Origin of the sequence: Actinomadura darangshiensis, from assembly GCF_004349235.1 — a bacterium.
In the GTDB taxonomy this organism is placed as follows: Bacteria; Actinomycetota; Actinomycetes; order Streptosporangiales; family Streptosporangiaceae; genus Spirillospora; species Spirillospora darangshiensis.
Genome location: NZ_SMKY01000225.1, coordinates 1 through 14,784 on the forward strand (window position 1 = coordinate 1; position 14,784 = coordinate 14,784).

The window sequence follows — 14,784 nt, forward strand, 5'->3', positions numbered from 1 at the left end:
AACCCGACGTGCGCGACACGGTCGAGCAGACCTACGCCCGCCGCCGCGAGGACGACCTGGCGCTCGCCCTCCGCACCCCGCCCGGACCCGCCGCGTCCAACTGGAGGACTCTCATGTCCGGCCGTCCCCGCTACCTGCTCGCCGGCGGCGCCGTCGCCGGGCTGGCGGCCGCCGCGTTCGCCGTCGTCCCCGCGGCCACCGGATCCTCCGGCAAGGCGCCGGTGATCGCGTCCTCGCCACCCGTTACCTCGGTGGACGCCCGGTCCTTCCTGCTGACGGCCGCCGAGACCGCCACCCATGGCAAGGCCGGAACGGGCCGCTACTGGTACACCGAGACCCTGACCTCGTCCCTGGTCAATACGGTTCCGGGCGAGTACAAGGCCAAGGTGGAGGCCCTCCGGAAGGAGCTGGAGGCGAAGAGGAAGGCGGCGCGCGGCGATGCCGGCGCCGTGCAGGCCGCCCAGCGCGAGTTCGACAAGAAGCTGACGGACCTCAAGCTGCACGGCGACCCGCCGTTCGCCGCTGCCGCCGCCGACACCCAGGAGGTCTGGCGGGCACGCGAAGCGGGCGGGAAGAACCGCAACGTCACCCGCCCGGACCCTGACTACACCTTCGCCTCCCCCGAGGACGAGGCCAAGTGGAAGGCCATGGGGTCCCCCGCGCTGGCGGCCGGGGACAAGTCCGCCTCGGACGACACCCTGCGGCGGCCCCTGTCGATCTCGAACCCGGGCCTGACGCTCGCGAACGTCTCCGCGCTGCCCACCGGCACGGCCGCGCTGGAGAGCCGGCTCAAGCAGCTGTACCGGGACCGGGCCGGCGCCCGGCCGGATGACACGTTCGCCACGTACCTGTGGCAGACGGGAAGCGATCTTCTCACCGCTCCGGTCACGTCCGGCACCCGCGCCGCGCTGTTCCGCGTCATGGCGCGGCAGCCGGGGATCACGGCCAAGAGCCGGGTCCGCGACCTCCTCGGCCGTACGGGAACCGCGCTGATCCTGACCGGCCCCGGCGACGAGACGACCCGCGGCAGGATCGAGTACCGCATGATCATCGATCCGGCCTCGGCGCAGTTGCTGCAGATCGAGATGCGGGATGCCCGCCCGCTCCCGCTGCTCGTCCAGGCGTTCGAGCTGATGGGCTGGGTCGACCGGCTCGGTGCACAACCGCGGACCTGACCACCTCGGGATCGTGGGCCGGGGACCCCGCCGCCGGGGGTCCCCGGCCCGCAGCCGCTCGGCCCACAACCGCTCCGGCCCATGCCCGCTCGGCCCGCGCCCGCTCACGGGGTCAGGGCGGCGGCGATCAGCTCGGCGGTCTGGACGGTGTTGAGGGCGGCGCCCTTGCGCAGGTTGTCGCCGCAGAGGAACAGGTCGAGGGCGTTCGGGTCGTCGGGGGAGCAGCGGACGCGGCCCGCCCAGGTCGGGTCGGTGCCCGCGACGTCGGACGGGGTCGGGAACTCGCGCGTCTCCGGGTTGTCGCACAGGACGACGCCGGGCGAGCGGGCCAGGATGTCCTGCGCCTCGCGGCGGCCGGTCCGCTCCTCGAAGACGGCGTGCACGGCCATCGAGTGACCGGTGATCACCGGGACGCGGACGCAGGTCGCCGCGACCTTCAGGCCGGGCAGTTCGAGGATCTTGCGGGTCTCGTCCCGCAGGCCGGTCTCGTCGGACGTCCAGCCGCCGTCGGCGTGGGTGCCCGTCCACGGGACGACGTTCATCGCGAGCGGCGCCGGAAACGGCCCGAGTTCGCCCACCACGCCCCGGATGTCGCCCGCCCGGTTGCCGAGCGCGCGGTCGCCGCCGACCTTCTCCAGCTGCGCGTACAGGGTGTCGATGCCGCTCCGGCCCGCCCCGGACGCCGCCTGGTAGGACGCGATGACCAGCTCCTTCAGCCGGTACCGCCGGTGCAGCGCGCCGATCGCCACGATCATCGACAGGGTCGCGCAGCCGGGGCCCGCGACGACGCCGCGCGGACGGTCGCGCACCCGCTCCGGGTTCACCTCGGGGACGACGAGCGGAACGTCCGGTCTCGTCCGGAACGCCCGGGAGCCGTCGACCACCGCGGCCCCGCGCGCCGCCGCGATCGGCGCCCAGTGCGCGGCGACGGCGTCCGGCACCGCGAACATCGCCACGTCGGCGCCGTCGAACACCTCGGGGGTCAGCGCCGAGACGGGGACCCGCTCGCCGCGGACCTGGAGCGTCCGCCCGGCGGAACGTTCCGACGCGGCGAGCCTGATCTCCCCGTACACGTCCCGGCGGGTGGACAGCAGGTCGAGCAGCACCGCCCCGACAGCGCCGGTCGCACCGGCGACCGCGAGGGTCGGCAGCCCGGAAGCAGAGCCCATCGTCGCACTCACCAAACCCTCCGGAAAATGCCTCGGCCTTGAGGCCGGGGAGGAATTCGGACTCTGCCGAGGCCGTACCGGCACAACCGGGACGCTTGTGCGTCGCAGTTCGACGGCGCACGATCCGTATTCTCCGTACAGGCACACTGACGTTCTGTAATGTTCCGGTCATGCGGACGGCGTACAAGTGCCGGGCCTACCCCGACCCCGAACAGGCGGCCATCTTCGGCCGCACGTTCGGCTGCGTGCGCCTGGTGTGGAACAAGACCCTGGCCGAACGCCATCGCGCTTGGCATGCCAGCGGCAGGCGCACCTCCTACGCCGAGACCGACGCAGCGCTGACCGCCTGGAAGAAGACCCAGGAGCTGGCGTTCCTGAACGAGGTGTCCAGCGTTCCGCTGCAGCAGGTGCTGCGGCACCAGCACGCGGCCTTCGCCGGATTCTTCGCCGGACGCGCCCGCTACCCGCGGTTCAAGAACCGCACCTCCCGCCAGGCCGCGCATTACACCCGCTCGGCCTTCCGCATCCGTGGCGGGCAACTGCAGATGGCCAAGACCACCACGCCACTTGAGTTCGCGTGGTCGTTCCAGAAGGTGGACCTGGCCTCGCTGAATCCGAGCATGGTCGTTATCTCGCGTGACCCCGACGGACGCTGGTATGTGACCTTCGCCGTCGATACCGACACCCCCGAACCCAGGCCCGCCGCCGGGCACGCCATCGGCATCGACCTGGGGGTGAAGGACTTCGCGGTGACCTCCGACGGAGACCGCATCGCCAACCCGCGCCATCTGGCGCGCAAAGCCGCGAACCTGGCCCGCTACCAGCGGCGCATGGCCCGCAGGCAACCCGGCTCGGCCAACCATCGCAAGGCCAGGACCAAGGTCGCCGCAGCGTACCGCAAGGTTCGCAACGCCCGCGCCGACTTCCTGCACCGCACCAGCACCAGCATCGCCGACCGGGCAGATGTGATCGTGATCGAAGATCTTGCCGTCGCCAACATGGTGCGCAACCGCAGGCTGGCACGTGCCATCTCCGACTGCGGGTGGGGCGAGTTCCGGCGGCAACTGGAGTACAAGGCCGCACGCGGCGGACGCACGCTGGTCGTGATCGACCGCTGGTACCCCTCGTCCAAGACCTGCTCGCACTGCGGGCACCTGCTCGCACAACTGAGCCTTTCCACCCGGCACTGGACGTGCCCGGGCTGCCGCACCCGGCACGACCGGGACATCAACGCGGCCAAGAACATCCTTGCGGCTGGTCGAGCCGTAACCGGATATTCCCCCGGTGATGTCTGTGGAGCTGATGTGAGACGGCAAGGGCCCTCCCTCCCGCAGTCGGCCGCGAAGCAGAAACACCCACGGCGCGAGCCGTAGGAATCCCCTTCCTTCAGGAAGGAGAGGAAGTCAAATCCTCAGAACTACCGCTACCGGCTCCAAGGTCGGATGATCCCACGGCCGCCGGCACCCTATTGCGTCCAACGACGCAGAACCAGAAATCGCGCCCGACGACGCAGACTCGGAGGCTACGCCGGACGGCACGTACGGGTGGTAGGCCGAACGTCGCTGCGAAGGGTGCTGCGGAGGGCTGGCAACGCGAAGGGCCGCGCACGCATTCGGAGGGAACGCCTGCGCGGCCTCGCGAGGATCAGCGGCCGGTGCCGCCGTAGACGACGGCCTCGACCTGGTCGGAGTCGAGGTCGAACGCGTGGTGCGCGGCGGCGACGGCGGTGTCGATGTCGTCCTGGGCGACGACGACCGAGATCCGGATCTCCGAGGTGGAGATCATCTCGATGTTCACCCCGGCCTCGGCGATCGCGCCGAAGAGGTTCGCGGTGACGCCGGGGTGCGAGCGCATCCCGGCGCCGATCAGCGACACCTTGCCGATCCGGTCGTCGTAGCGGAGCGACTCGAAGCCGATCCGCTCCTTCAGCTTGTTGAGGGCGGTCAGCGCGCTCTGCCCGTCGGTGGACGGCAGCGTGAACGAGATGTCGGTCCGCCCGGTGGACGCCGCCGACACGTTCTGCACGATCATGTCGATGTTGATCTCGGCGTCGGACAGCACCGTGAAGATCGTGGCGGCCTCGCCGACCTTGTCCGGCACCCCGACCACGGTGATCTTCGCCTCGCTCCGGTCGTGCGCGACGCCGGAGATGATCGCCTGCTCCATGCCCTGTCCCTCGATCTCACTGCTGTCGACGACCCACGTGCCCTCTTTCTGACTGAACGAGGACCGCACGTGGATCGGGATGTTGTACCGGCGCGCGTACTCCACGCAGCGCAGATGCAGGATCTTCGCGCCGCTCGCCGCCATCTCCAGCATCTCCTCGTAGGAGATCTTCGGGAGTTTGCGCGCGGCGGACACGATGCGCGGGTCCGCGGTGAAGACCCCGTCGACGTCGGAGTAGATCTCGCAGACGTCGCCGTCCAGCGCGGCGGCCAGCGCGACGGCCGTGGTGTCGGACCCGCCGCGGCCGAGCGTGGTGATGTCCTTGGTGCCCTGGGAGACGCCCTGGAACCCGGCCACGATGCAGATCGAGCCCTCGTCCAGCGCGGTCCGGATCCGGCCCGGCGTCACATCGATGATCTTGGCTTTCCCATGCGTGCCGTCGGTGATCACGCCGGCCTGGGAGCCGGTGAACGAGCGGGCCTCGTGGCCCAGGTTCGCGATGGCCATGGCGAGCAGGGCCATCGAGATGCGCTCGCCCGCGGTGAGCAGCATGTCCAGCTCACGGCCCGGCGGCAGGGGACTGACCTGCTTGGCCATATCGATAAGGTCATCCGTCGTGTCGCCCATGGCGGAGACCACGACGACCACGTCGTTGCCCGCCTTCTTCGTTGCGACGATGCGCTGGGCGACCCGCTTGACGCCTTCGGCGTCGGCGACGGAGGAGCCACCGTACTTCTGCACGACAAGAGCCACGAGTGGGGCGCTCCTCGGATCGGGGTCAGGCGTTCCGGACGACGAGTCTACCGAGCCCGTCCCCATGGATTACGACCAGGTAACTACCGGGGGCCGGGACGCGCGGGTCCTAGAGCCTCGGCGGGCCCTGCTCGACGCGGCGCAGGACGGCTTCGAGGCTCTCGTTCTCCGCCGAGCCGATGACCTGCCGCTCGTCCCACCACGTGGCGCCGGCGTCCCGCAGCGGTCCGACCAGGTCGCGGGCGTCGGCGGGGCTGACGCCACCGACGACGATCTCGAACGGCCCGTCGCCCTCCCGCTGCCGCCGGACGTAGCCGACCAGGTCGCGGACGTCCTCGACGGCGGGCGCGGGGCCGTGCGAACCGGGGCCGAACAGCGGGACGGCCCCGTCCCAGCGGGCGGCCCGGCGCATCGGCCGCCGGTTCGGCCAGAACCCGGCCACCCACACGGGCGGGCGGGGGCGCTGCGCGGTGGCGGGCAGCAGCGCGACGTCCTCGGCCCGGTAGTGCCGCCCGCGATGGGTCACCGGCTCGCCCGACCAGTAGCGTTCGAGCAGGCCGAGCCCCTCGTCGAGACGCTCGGCCAGCAGGGCCTCGTCGGTCGGCTCGCCGAAGGCGCCGTACTCGTCCTCGACCGGCCCGCCGAGGCCCGCCGCGAAGATCACCCGGCCGCCGCTGAGGACGTCCAGCGTGGCGACCTGCCGGGCGAGCTGCTGCGGCCGCCGCCGCGCGACCGGGGTGACCAGGGTGCCGAGCCTGATCCGGCCGGTCGCGAGGGCCGCGGCGGTCAGCAGCATCCACGGGTCCCCGAAGGCCTTGCGTTCGCTCTTCACATGGACGACGTGGTCCCAGACGAACAGCCCGTCCCACCCGGCCTGCTCCGCCGCCTCCGCGACCCGCGCCACGGCCCGCGGATCCGCGAAGTCCCCGAAGTTCGGAATGTTGATCGAATAGCGCATCCCCGCATGCTCCGTCCCCGCTCCGGCCGAGGCAAGCGGTTCAGCGGCGAGTCGGGTCCGTCGAGAGCTCGGAGAGGTTCATCGCCATCGTGCGGTGGACGGCGGGCACCCAGTCGAGGGCGCGCAGCACGGTGTTGCGCATGCCGCGGAGGACCGGGCTGCCGACCGTCGCGACGTTCGTCATCTTGTCGGTGAAGGAGACGACGTGCTCGGCGATGGGCCTGCGCTCCGCCTCGTAGGCGTCCAGCACGTCGTCGGACGCGCCGTCGTTGAGGACGGCGGCGAGCTTGTCCGCGAGGGCGAGGGCGTCCTGGATGCCGGTGTTCATGCCCTGCCCGCCCGCCGGGCTGTGGACGTGGGCGGAGTCGCCGGCCAGGAAGACGCGTCCCGCGCGGTAGTGCGCGGCCAGCCGGTGGTGGACGCGGAAGCGGGAGCTCCACACGACATCCTTGATCACCGCCGGGTGCGCCTTGGGGCCGCGGGCGTCCAGGAGCGCCTGGACGTCGGCGGCGCTCGGCTCCTGCGGGGCCTCGCCGACGGTCGCGACGATGCGGTGCCGGTCTCCGGGCAGCGGAGCGACGACGGTCACGCCCTCCGGTGAGAAGTACAGCATGACCTCGTCGCGGGGGGCGTCCCAGTCCAGGTGGACGTCGGCGAGGATGAACGACTCCGGGTAGGCGTCGCCCTCGAAGGCGATGCCGGAGTGCTCGCGGACGGCGCTGTGCATGCCGTCCGCGCCGACCACGTAGCCGGCGCGGATCTTCTCGCCGCTCGCGAGCTCGGCCGTCACGCCGTCCCCGTCCTGGGTCAGCCCGGTCATCTCGAAGGGGCGGTGGACCCGGCCGCCGGCCGCCTCCAGCCGGGCGAGCAGGATCTCCTCGGTGACGTTCTGCGGGACCATCAGCGTGTAGGGGAACTCGGTCGGCAGGTCGCCGAACTCGACGGTGAGCAGCGCGCGGTCCCGCTCGCGGACGGTGAAGCGCGGCACGATGACGCCGCGCTCGACCAGTTCGCCGGTCACGTCGATCTCACGCAGCGTCTCCAGCGTCCGGGCGTGGACTACGGCCGCCCGGGACGTGTTCGCGCCTTCGGCCGCCCGGTCCACCAGGACGGCGTCCACCCCCTGGAGCCGCAGCGACGCGGCGAGGGACAGCCCGACCGGGCCTGCTCCGACGACGAGGACGTCGGCGGTCTGCGGGAGAGCTTCCATGGTCGTCTCCTCTGCGAATGCTTGTTTGCCAACAGTTGATGGCCAACCTTTGTTGAGACTTTAGACGCCGAACCCTCGTTTGCCAACGCCTGGTGGCATATGTTTGCCGCATGGCTTTCACCGAGCGCTCCGCACCGACCAGGACGGCCATCCTGACCGCGGCCCGGCGGCTGTTCGCGGACGACGGCTACGAGCGGGCCACGATCCGCGCCATCGCCGCGGACGCCGGCATCGACCCGTCCATGGTGATCCGGTACTTCGGCAGCAAGGCCGACCTGTACGCGGCCGCCTCGGCCATCGACCTGGCCGTCCCCGACCTCGGCGGGGCGCAGGACGCGGCGGCCGCCTACGTCCGGTCCTTCCTGGCCCGCTGGGAGGCCGGGGAGAACACCGCGGAGGCCGTCCTGCTGCGCACGGCGCCCACCCGTCCCGACGCGGCGGCCCGGGTCCAGGCGATCTTCGACGAGGAGATCGTCCCGGCCCTGCGGAAGGCCATTCCGGACGCCCCGGACGTGCGCGAACGCGCCGCCCTGCTGCTGAGCCAGACCCTCGGCATCGTCTACTGCCGCTACCTGCTGGGCATCGAACCGCTGGCCTCCATGGACGTCCGCGACGTGGCGGCCATGGCGGTCCGCGCCGCCGAGGGCCACCTCTACGAGGACCGCGGTCCGTCCGCCGACTGAACTTCGCGGACCACCTGAAGGCGGGGCAAAGCGTCTATGTAGCGGCGGGGGGTTCGACGGGGCGCCGTGGTTCCTCTCGTCCGCCGCGTCCGCGCTGGGGCGGCGCCGCGGAGTCTTAGCCGATGGGAGGGCCGATGGCCGCGTTCGATGAGTTGCCGCGGGTGCGCAGGGGACCGCTGGATTCGCTGTACGCGGCGCTGCGGCGGCGCGCCCCGCAGCTGGCGGCGACGCGGCCGCGCGACGAGGCGGACGGGCTGCACGTCGCCTACCGGGGCCAGGAGGCCACCGTCGTCTGGGACGGTGAGCTGCGGCTCTACGCGTGGGCGACCGAGCCGGGCGGGCAGATCGGCTCGGACGCCGAGAAGGCGGCCGAGCTGGTCGCATGGACGCTGGGCGCGGCGGTGAACTCCGACGAGACGTCCGGCTAGGCCGGTCGTCCGGCAGGGCCGGTCGTCCGGCTAGGCCGTGGCGGGCTCCTCCGTGGAGACGTCAAGGCGGGAGTTGGCGACGAAGGCGTGCAGGGCGCGCAGGGCGGCACCGGCGTGGTTGCCCCAGTGGTTGAAGTAGGAGTACTGCCACCACCAGAGGGCTTCCAGCGGACGGTCCTGGTTGTAGTGGCGGAGGCCGTGGACGAGGTCGCTGGCGACGTCGACCAGGTCGTCCGACAGGCGGTACGGGGTCGACTCGGTGTCCTTGTAGGGGTCGAACACCTCGGCGTACTCGTCCAGGGCTTCGAGGCGCTCCGACAGCCCCTGCCGGACGGCGTCGAGGTCGGGGTCGTCGCCGATCTCGGGCTCCCAGTTGTCCGGCAGGATCACGTCGGCGCTGGCGCCGAGCTGCGCGCCGGCCAGGATGACCTGCGACACCTCAAGGAGGAGCAGCGGGATCGTGTGCGTTCCGCCGTCGCCGCGGGCGACCGCCTCCAGGCCGTTCAGGTAGTTGTCGACATGGCACGCCACGCGTTCGGCGAGGGCGTTCCAGTCCTGCGGGCTGTTGCTGTCAGACATCGAGCAGCCTCCGTCCTTCGAATGCGCGGCCGAGCGTGACCTCGTCGGCGTACTCCAGATCGCCACCCACCGGCAGGCCGCTGGCCAGACGGGTGACGGTGATGCCCATAGGCTTGACGAGCCGGGCGAGGTACGTCGCCGTGGCCTCGCCCTCCAGGTTGGGGTCGGTGGCGAGGATCAGCTCGGTCACCGCCGCGTCCGCGAGGCGCTGCATCAGCTCGCGGATGCGCAGGTCGTCCGGGCCGACGCCCTCGATCGGGCTGATCGCGCCGCCGAGGACGTGGTAGGTGCCGCGGAACTCGCGGGTCTTCTCGATCGCGACGACGTCCTTGGACTCCTCCACGACGCAGATGACGTGCGGGTCGCGGCGCGCGTCCCGGCAGATCCGGCATTCCTCCTCTTCCGCGACGTTCCCGCACGTCTTGCAGAAGCGGACCTTGTCCTTGACCTCCTTGAGCGCCTTGCCGAGGCGCTCGACGTCGGCCGGATCGGCGGCGAGGAGGTGGAAGGCGATCCGCTGCGCGCTCTTGGGGCCGACGCCGGGCAGCCTGCCCAGCTCGTCGATGAGGTTCTGGACCACCCCTTCGTACAACGGACCCCTCCTTTCCTGGTCGTCCTTGCTCAGCCGCCGAGACCGGGGAAGCCGCCCGGCAGGCCGCCTCCGCCCGCGCCGCCCGGCAGGCCGCCGCCGCCCGGCATGCCGCCGAGGCCCTGGGCGAGCGGGCCCATCTTCTCCTGCTGAAGCTCCTGCGCCTCTCGTCCCGCGTCGCGGATCGCGGCCAGGATCAGGTCGGCGATGGTCTCCGCCGTGTCGGCCGGGTCGTCCACGTCGATGGCCTTCGGGTCGATCGACAGGCCCGTGACCTCGCCCTGCCCGTTGACCGTCACGGTGACGAGCCCGCCGCCGGCGGAGCCCTTCACCTCGGCCTCCGCGAGTTCACGCTGCGCGTTGAAGAGCTGCTCCTGCATGGCCTGCGCCTGCTGGAGCAGTTCCTGCATGTTCAGCTGACCACCGGGTTCCACGGTGCACTCCCTCTTCCGGCCCCCGAGGGCCTGCTCTCTGGCACTCCGCCAGCCACCGGACGTCCGTCCCACGAGACTACGGGTTCGCGGGCGGTTTCGGTAAGCGAGAGCACCGCGAGCCGGGCCGGAAGCGCTCCCGTCCGCCGGGCGCGTCAGGCCAGCCAGCGGCCGCCGCGCATCAGCTCGCGGCCGGGCAGCTCGTCCGCCTCGCGCCACGCCTGGACGCGGCGCGGCGTGACGCGGAACCAGCGGTACGGCGCGGGCAGCGGGCGCGGGTCGAATCCGGCGGTCTCGGCGAACCAGTCCGCCCGCTCCCGCGGCAGCGCGTCGAGCTCCAGGACCTCGACGTCCCCCTCGATCATGGACACGTCGCGGGTCGGCCCCAGCCCCAGCCGGACGGTCCGGGCGGCGGCCAGGTTCCGCCCGGTCGGGCTGTCGGCCGGCGTGGCCATCAGCAGTACCTCGCCGTCCCAGGCGAAGGACAGCGGCACCAGGTACGGCACACCGTCCGCCGAGGCGGTGGCCACCCACACGTCGACGTCCTGGACGAGCCGGTCCTCGGTGTCGCGGCGGCGCCGCCCGCGGTCCCGAGGCCCCCCGGAGCCGGCGTCGGCGGAACCGGGGCCGACGGGGCGAGGACTGGTGCTCGTCATGGCTTCTCCTGTGGTCGTGAGGCGTGGCGGCGGGGTCGGGCCGGTCTTCGTGCCCACAGGGTTTCCCGGCGCGCGTGGCGGCGCCTCCGCGCTGAGCACGGAAAACACCACGGATAATGAGCCGGTGTCCAGTCCAGTGATCTCGGCTCGGGAAGCCGAAGTGCTCGCGCTGCTCGGGGAGCACCTCACCAACGCGGAGATCGCCGCGCGGCTGGTCATCTCCGTGCGCACCGTCGAGTCGCACGTCTCGTCCCTGCTGCGCAAGCTGCAGTTGCCGGACCGGCGGGCCCTCGCCCGGCAGGCCGCCGAGGCCGCCGGCCCCGAGCGGGTCGAGCCCGCTCTGCCCTCCCCGTTGACGGCGTTCATCGGACGGGTGCGGGAGCGCGGGGAACTGGCCGAGGCGCTGCGGGCGCACCGGCTGGTGACCGTGGCCGGCCCGGGCGGGGTCGGCAAGACGCGCCTGGCGCTGGCGGTGGCGGCGGACGTGGCTCCCGACTTCCCCGACGGGGTGTGGTTCGCCGACCTCGTCCCGGTCACCGAACCGGGACGGGTGGGGGCGGCGGTCGCGGCGGCCGTGGGCGTGGGCGAGCAGCCCGGACGCGGCATCGACGACGCGGTACCGGACGCGCTCGCCGACCGCCGGGCGCTGCTGGTGCTGGACAACTGCGAGCAGGTCCTGGACGGGGTGGCGCCGTTCCTGGAGCGGCTGCTGGCGGCCTGTCCCCGGCTGCGGGTGCTCGTGACGAGCCGGGCCCGGCTGCTGGTGCCGTTCGAGCGGGTCTTCGCCGTCCCGCCGCTGTCGCGGGAGGGCGGGGACGAGTCGGAGGCGGTGGCCCTGTTCATGGACCGGGCGAGCGCGGTCGGCTGGCCGCCGGGCCCGGCGGTGAGCGACGGCGTCGTGGCCATCTGCGAACGGCTCGGCGGCATGGCGCTGGCGATCGAGCTCGCGGCGGCGCGGTGGTCCACGCTCGGGCTGGACGGCCTCACCGCCGGCCTCTCCGACCAGCTGCGGATCCTGACCGGCGGGCCCCGCGCCGACGACCGGCACCGGTCGGTGCGCGCGGTGCTGGACTGGAGCCATGACCTGCTGGAACCGCGAGACCGGGCGCTGCTGCGCCGGGTGTCGGTGTTCGTCGCGCCGTGCACCGCCGAGGCGGCGGCGGAGGTCGCCGGGTTCGCCCCGCTGGACCCGGCCGCGGTCGTCGACGGGCTCGGCGTGCTGGCCGAGCAGAGCCTGCTCGGCGTGACGCCGTCCGCGTCCGGCACCCGGTACCACGCGCTGGAGACCATCCGCCAGTACGGGACGGAGCGGCTCGCCGACGCCGGCGAGCTGACGGACGTCCGATCCCGGCATCTCGGGTGGTGCCTGGCGAACGCGTCCGCGCTGACGGGAGGCGGAGGCGCGGAATGGCGGGCGCGGTTCGACGCGGTCGCGGAGGAGCTGCGGGCCGCTCTCGCCTGGGCCGCCGACCAGCCGGAACAGCGCGCGGACGCCCGCCGGCTCGCCGCGGCCATGGCCGAGCTGGCCTTCGCCCGGACCCTGCTCGGCGAGGCCCAGCAGCGGTTCGAGCAGGCGGCCGGCCTCACCGCCGACGACGACGGCGCCGGTGCCGCCGCGCTGCGTCAGGCCGCCGCCGTGGCCGGCTGCCGCAGCGTCGACGGCGACTCCTACCGCCTGTTCCGTGCCGCCGCGGAGGCCGCCCGCCGGGCCGGGGACACCGCCGGCGCCGGCCGCGACCTGGCGGCCGCCGCCACCGTCGCGTACCGCTTCTCCAGCTCGTTCGCGCAGCCGCCCCCGGTGGACGAGGTGACCGCCATGCTCGCGCAGGCGCGGGAACTGGCCGGCGATGCCCCGTCCGCCGAGGCCGCCGTCGCGCTGGCCGAGGCGGCGGTGGTCGCGGACGCGTTCGGCGCCGTCCAGGGATCTCCGGACAACCCCGCGCAAGCGACGGTCTCGCGTGCCGAGCACGCGGTCGAACTGGCCCGCCGCGCGGGCGACCCGGTGGCGGAGTCCGCCGCCCTGGACGCGCTCGCGGGCGCCGTGAGCTGGGCCGGCGACGCCTTCGCCGCCGCGGCCGCCGCCCGGCGCCGGATCGACGTCCTGGCCTGCGAACCGCCCGCCCCCGCCGCCACGCACGAGCTGATGGACGCCCTCGCCATGGCCGCCGGAACCGCCGTCGGCGTGGGCGATCTGCCGGCGGCCCGCCGATGGGGCGCGCGGCTCGCCGAACATCCGCTGCTGGCCGAGGCGGGCCACCACGCCACGTCCTGGCTCCTGGTCGCGGACGCGTTCAGCGGCAACGTCGGCGAGGTCCTGACGACCAGCAGGCGATTCCACGACACGTGGGAGAAGAGCGGACGCCTGCGGTCGCGTTCGCTCGGCCCGGCCGCCGCGTCGGTCGCGATGATCCACGGACTGCGCGGCGACCGCTCCGCCCGGGCTTCGTGGCTCGCGATCGTCTCCGAGGCCGGCCCCGCGGACGACCACCGGCTCGGCTATGGCGCGGTCTTCGACGCCATGGTCCTGCTCCACCACGGGGACGCGGAGGCGGCGCTGGAGCGCGTCGCCCCGCCGCCGGACGAGGTCTGGAAGTGGGTCTGCTGGGTCTGGCTGCACTGGTACGTGGCACTCCGCGCGGAGGCGGCGGTGCTCACCGGGCATCCGGACGCCCGCGACCGCATCGCCGCCGCCCGCGATGTGGTCGCCGGCAATCCGGTCGCGTCCGCCCAGGTCGACCGGGCGGACGCGCTGCTCGACGGCGACCTTTCGCGCCAGCTCGCCGCCGCGGCGGCATTCGACGCGGCCGGCTGCCGCTACCAGTCGGCCCGCACCCTGCTGCTCGCCAGGGGCGACGAGACCGCGCTCGCCGGCCTCGGCCTCGCACCCCCGGCCGCCCGGTAGCGGCGCCGCCTCAGCTCACCGCCTGCTTCACCAGCGCCGCGATCCGCTGCTCCACCTCGGGCGTCACCTTGGCCAGCGCGAACCCGGCCGCCCACATGTCGCCCTCGTCCAGCTGCGCCAGGTCGCTGAACCCGAGCGTCGCGTAGCGCGCCTTGAACTTCGCCGCGCTCTGGAAGAAGCAGACGATCTTGCCGTCCAGCGCGTAGGCGGGCATCCCGTACCAGAGCTTCGGCGCGAGCTCCGGGACGTTGGTCCTGACGACCTCGTGGACGCGCTCGGCCATGACGCGATCCGCGTCGTCCAGCTCGGCGATCTTCGCGAGGACGTCCCGCTCCGCCTCCGCCGCCTTGTCCGCCTGCGACCCGCGCCGCACCGCCTGCTTCTGCTCCTTCGCGTGATCCTTCATCGCGGCCCGCTCCTCGGCCGAGAACCCCTCATACGTGCTGCTAGCAGCCATGATCACTCCTGTAGTCGTGCCGATCTCCGTGCTCACACCCTCCCCCGGCAAGGGCGCGGACCGCCTCCGTGCCGACCACGGAACCCGCCACGGACGACCCCCGGTTCCCACCACGGACGCGCGGTTCCCATCCGTCCAAGACACGGGCACATTCACGGGCAACGATGGACTCAGATCCGTTCTCGCTGGGAGTTGCCGATGTCCATTCGCCGTGTCATGCCGAACGTCCAGTCGAAGGCCGTGCAGGAGAGCCGGGACTTCTACACGCTGCTGGGCTTCGAGGAGGTCATGGACCAAGGCTGGATCGTGACGCTCGCCTCGCCGTCCAACCCGACGGCGCAGGTCAGCTTCATAACCGCCGACAAGACCGCCCCGGTGACCCCCGACATGAGCGTCGAGGTCGACGACGTAGACGCCGCCTACGCCGCCATGCTCGCGAGCGGCGCCGAAATCGTCCACCCCTTGCAGGACGAGGAGTGGGGCGTACGCCGCTTCTTCGCCCGAGACCCCAACGGCCGAGTGATCAACGTCCTAACCCACCACTGACCCACCGCCCGGCGGGGTGGTGGTAGGACGTGAAGGTGATCGATGACGAAGGCGCCGGGACGCGAGTGGTCTCCTGGACGGG

Annotated in this window: 15 protein-coding genes; 6 read left to right on the forward strand and 9 right to left on the reverse strand. The window is 72.7% G+C overall.

What is annotated here, in order from left to right:
- Positions 1–1,175: hypothetical protein (locus tag E1293_RS47900; protein WP_207939254.1), on the forward strand; the 1,175-nt coding region annotated here is incomplete at its 5' end.
- Positions 1,176–1,279: 104 nt separating this feature from the next.
- Here the strand turns inward: E1293_RS47900 and E1293_RS34140 are convergent.
- On the reverse strand, positions 1,280–2,344 hold the full coding sequence (locus E1293_RS34140; protein ID WP_132202024.1) for an aspartate-semialdehyde dehydrogenase: 1,065 nt from the start codon (positions 2,342–2,344) through the stop codon (positions 1,280–1,282).
- A gap of 170 nt (positions 2,345–2,514) precedes the next feature.
- On the opposite strand from E1293_RS34140, the gene E1293_RS34145 reads away from it, so the two are divergent.
- Positions 2,515–3,717 (forward strand): RNA-guided endonuclease InsQ/TnpB family protein, encoded by a 1,203-nt coding sequence (locus E1293_RS34145; RefSeq protein ID WP_132202026.1) that lies wholly within the window; start codon positions 2,515–2,517, stop codon positions 3,715–3,717.
- A 271-nt stretch (positions 3,718–3,988) separates the two neighbouring features.
- On the opposite strand, the gene E1293_RS34150 is transcribed toward E1293_RS34145, so the two are convergent.
- The 3 genes from E1293_RS34150 to E1293_RS34160 all read right to left on the reverse strand — a co-directional run bounded on the left by E1293_RS34150 (position 3,989) and on the right by E1293_RS34160 (position 7,431).
- Positions 3,989–5,263 carry an aspartate kinase gene (locus E1293_RS34150; protein WP_132202028.1) on the reverse strand — a complete coding sequence of 425 codons (1,275 nt, stop codon included), beginning with the start codon at positions 5,261–5,263 and terminating at the stop codon, positions 3,989–3,991.
- Between the two features lie 109 nt (positions 5,264–5,372).
- Complete coding sequence (locus tag E1293_RS34155) at positions 5,373–6,221, reverse strand: LLM class flavin-dependent oxidoreductase (protein WP_132202030.1); 849 nt, start codon at positions 6,219–6,221, stop codon at positions 5,373–5,375.
- A gap of 40 nt (positions 6,222–6,261) precedes the next feature.
- The gene (locus E1293_RS34160) at positions 6,262–7,431 is read right to left on the reverse strand and encodes an FAD-dependent oxidoreductase (protein ID WP_132202032.1); all 1,170 of its coding nucleotides are present in this window, start codon (positions 7,429–7,431) and stop codon (positions 6,262–6,264) included.
- Positions 7,432–7,541: 110 nt separating this feature from the next.
- Here E1293_RS34160 and E1293_RS34165 point away from each other — a divergent pair, with 110 nt between their 5' ends.
- Positions 7,542–8,114 (forward strand): TetR/AcrR family transcriptional regulator, encoded by a 573-nt coding sequence (locus E1293_RS34165; RefSeq protein WP_132202034.1) that lies wholly within the window; start codon positions 7,542–7,544, stop codon positions 8,112–8,114.
- A 134-nt stretch (positions 8,115–8,248) separates the two neighbouring features.
- Positions 8,249–8,542, forward strand: a complete 294-nt coding sequence (locus E1293_RS34170) for a hypothetical protein (protein ID WP_132202036.1) — start codon at positions 8,249–8,251, stop codon at positions 8,540–8,542.
- A 30-nt stretch (positions 8,543–8,572) separates the two neighbouring features.
- On the opposite strand, the gene E1293_RS34175 is transcribed toward E1293_RS34170, so the two are convergent.
- The 4 genes from E1293_RS34175 to E1293_RS34190 all read right to left on the reverse strand — a co-directional run bounded on the left by E1293_RS34175 (position 8,573) and on the right by E1293_RS34190 (position 10,797).
- Complete coding sequence (locus E1293_RS34175; RefSeq protein WP_132202038.1) at positions 8,573–9,121, reverse strand: DUF5063 domain-containing protein; 549 nt, start codon at positions 9,119–9,121, stop codon at positions 8,573–8,575.
- Complete coding sequence (recR, locus tag E1293_RS34180; protein WP_132202040.1) at positions 9,114–9,713, reverse strand: recombination mediator RecR; 600 nt, start codon at positions 9,711–9,713, stop codon at positions 9,114–9,116. The genes E1293_RS34175 and recR overlap by 8 nt, the downstream gene beginning before the upstream one ends.
- A 29-nt stretch (positions 9,714–9,742) precedes the next feature.
- Positions 9,743–10,126 (reverse strand): YbaB/EbfC family nucleoid-associated protein, encoded by a 384-nt coding sequence (locus E1293_RS34185; RefSeq protein ID WP_243716941.1) that lies wholly within the window; start codon positions 10,124–10,126, stop codon positions 9,743–9,745.
- 170 nt (positions 10,127–10,296) lie between these two features.
- The gene (locus E1293_RS34190) at positions 10,297–10,797 is read right to left on the reverse strand and encodes a pyridoxamine 5'-phosphate oxidase family protein (protein WP_132202044.1); all 501 of its coding nucleotides are present in this window, start codon (positions 10,795–10,797) and stop codon (positions 10,297–10,299) included.
- A 124-nt stretch (positions 10,798–10,921) separates the two neighbouring features.
- Here E1293_RS34190 and E1293_RS34195 point away from each other — a divergent pair, with 124 nt between their 5' ends.
- Positions 10,922–13,699 carry an ATP-binding protein gene (locus tag E1293_RS34195; RefSeq protein WP_132202046.1) on the forward strand — a complete coding sequence of 926 codons (2,778 nt, stop codon included), beginning with the start codon at positions 10,922–10,924 and terminating at the stop codon, positions 13,697–13,699.
- 10 nt (positions 13,700–13,709) lie between these two features.
- Here the strand turns inward: E1293_RS34195 and E1293_RS34200 are convergent, their stop codons facing one another.
- Positions 13,710–14,156, reverse strand: coding sequence for an iron chaperone (locus E1293_RS34200; protein WP_132202048.1), 447 nt, complete (start codon positions 14,154–14,156; stop codon positions 13,710–13,712).
- A 198-nt stretch (positions 14,157–14,354) separates the two neighbouring features.
- On the opposite strand from E1293_RS34200, the gene E1293_RS34205 reads away from it, so the two are divergent.
- Positions 14,355–14,702: a VOC family protein gene (locus E1293_RS34205; RefSeq protein ID WP_132202050.1), complete on the forward strand. Its 348-nt coding sequence runs from the start codon at positions 14,355–14,357 to the stop codon at positions 14,700–14,702.
- Positions 14,703–14,784 lie beyond the last annotated feature (82 nt).

What these genes read in the sequence shown, in the direction of transcription:
- E1293_RS34165 (WP_132202034.1), top strand. Translation starts at nt 7,542, where the DNA reads ATGGCTTTCACCGAGCGCTCCGCACCGACCAGGACGGCCATCCTGACC.
- E1293_RS34175 (WP_132202038.1), bottom strand. Translation starts at nt 9,121, where the DNA reads ATGTCTGACAGCAACAGCCCGCAGGACTGGAACGCCCTCGCCGAACGC.
- E1293_RS34160 (WP_132202032.1), bottom strand. Translation starts at nt 7,431, where the DNA reads ATGGAAGCTCTCCCGCAGACCGCCGACGTCCTCGTCGTCGGAGCAGGC.
- E1293_RS34155 (WP_132202030.1), bottom strand. Translation starts at nt 6,221, where the DNA reads ATGCGCTATTCGATCAACATTCCGAACTTCGGGGACTTCGCGGATCCG.
- E1293_RS34205 (WP_132202050.1), top strand. Translation starts at nt 14,355, where the DNA reads ATGTCCATTCGCCGTGTCATGCCGAACGTCCAGTCGAAGGCCGTGCAG.
- E1293_RS34145 (WP_132202026.1), top strand. Translation starts at nt 2,515, where the DNA reads ATGCGGACGGCGTACAAGTGCCGGGCCTACCCCGACCCCGAACAGGCG.
- E1293_RS34170 (WP_132202036.1), top strand. Translation starts at nt 8,249, where the DNA reads ATGGCCGCGTTCGATGAGTTGCCGCGGGTGCGCAGGGGACCGCTGGAT.
- E1293_RS34190 (WP_132202044.1), bottom strand. Translation starts at nt 10,797, where the DNA reads ATGACGAGCACCAGTCCTCGCCCCGTCGGCCCCGGTTCCGCCGACGCC.
- E1293_RS34140 (WP_132202024.1), bottom strand. Translation starts at nt 2,344, where the DNA reads ATGGGCTCTGCTTCCGGGCTGCCGACCCTCGCGGTCGCCGGTGCGACC.
- E1293_RS34200 (WP_132202048.1), bottom strand. Translation starts at nt 14,156, where the DNA reads ATGGCTGCTAGCAGCACGTATGAGGGGTTCTCGGCCGAGGAGCGGGCC.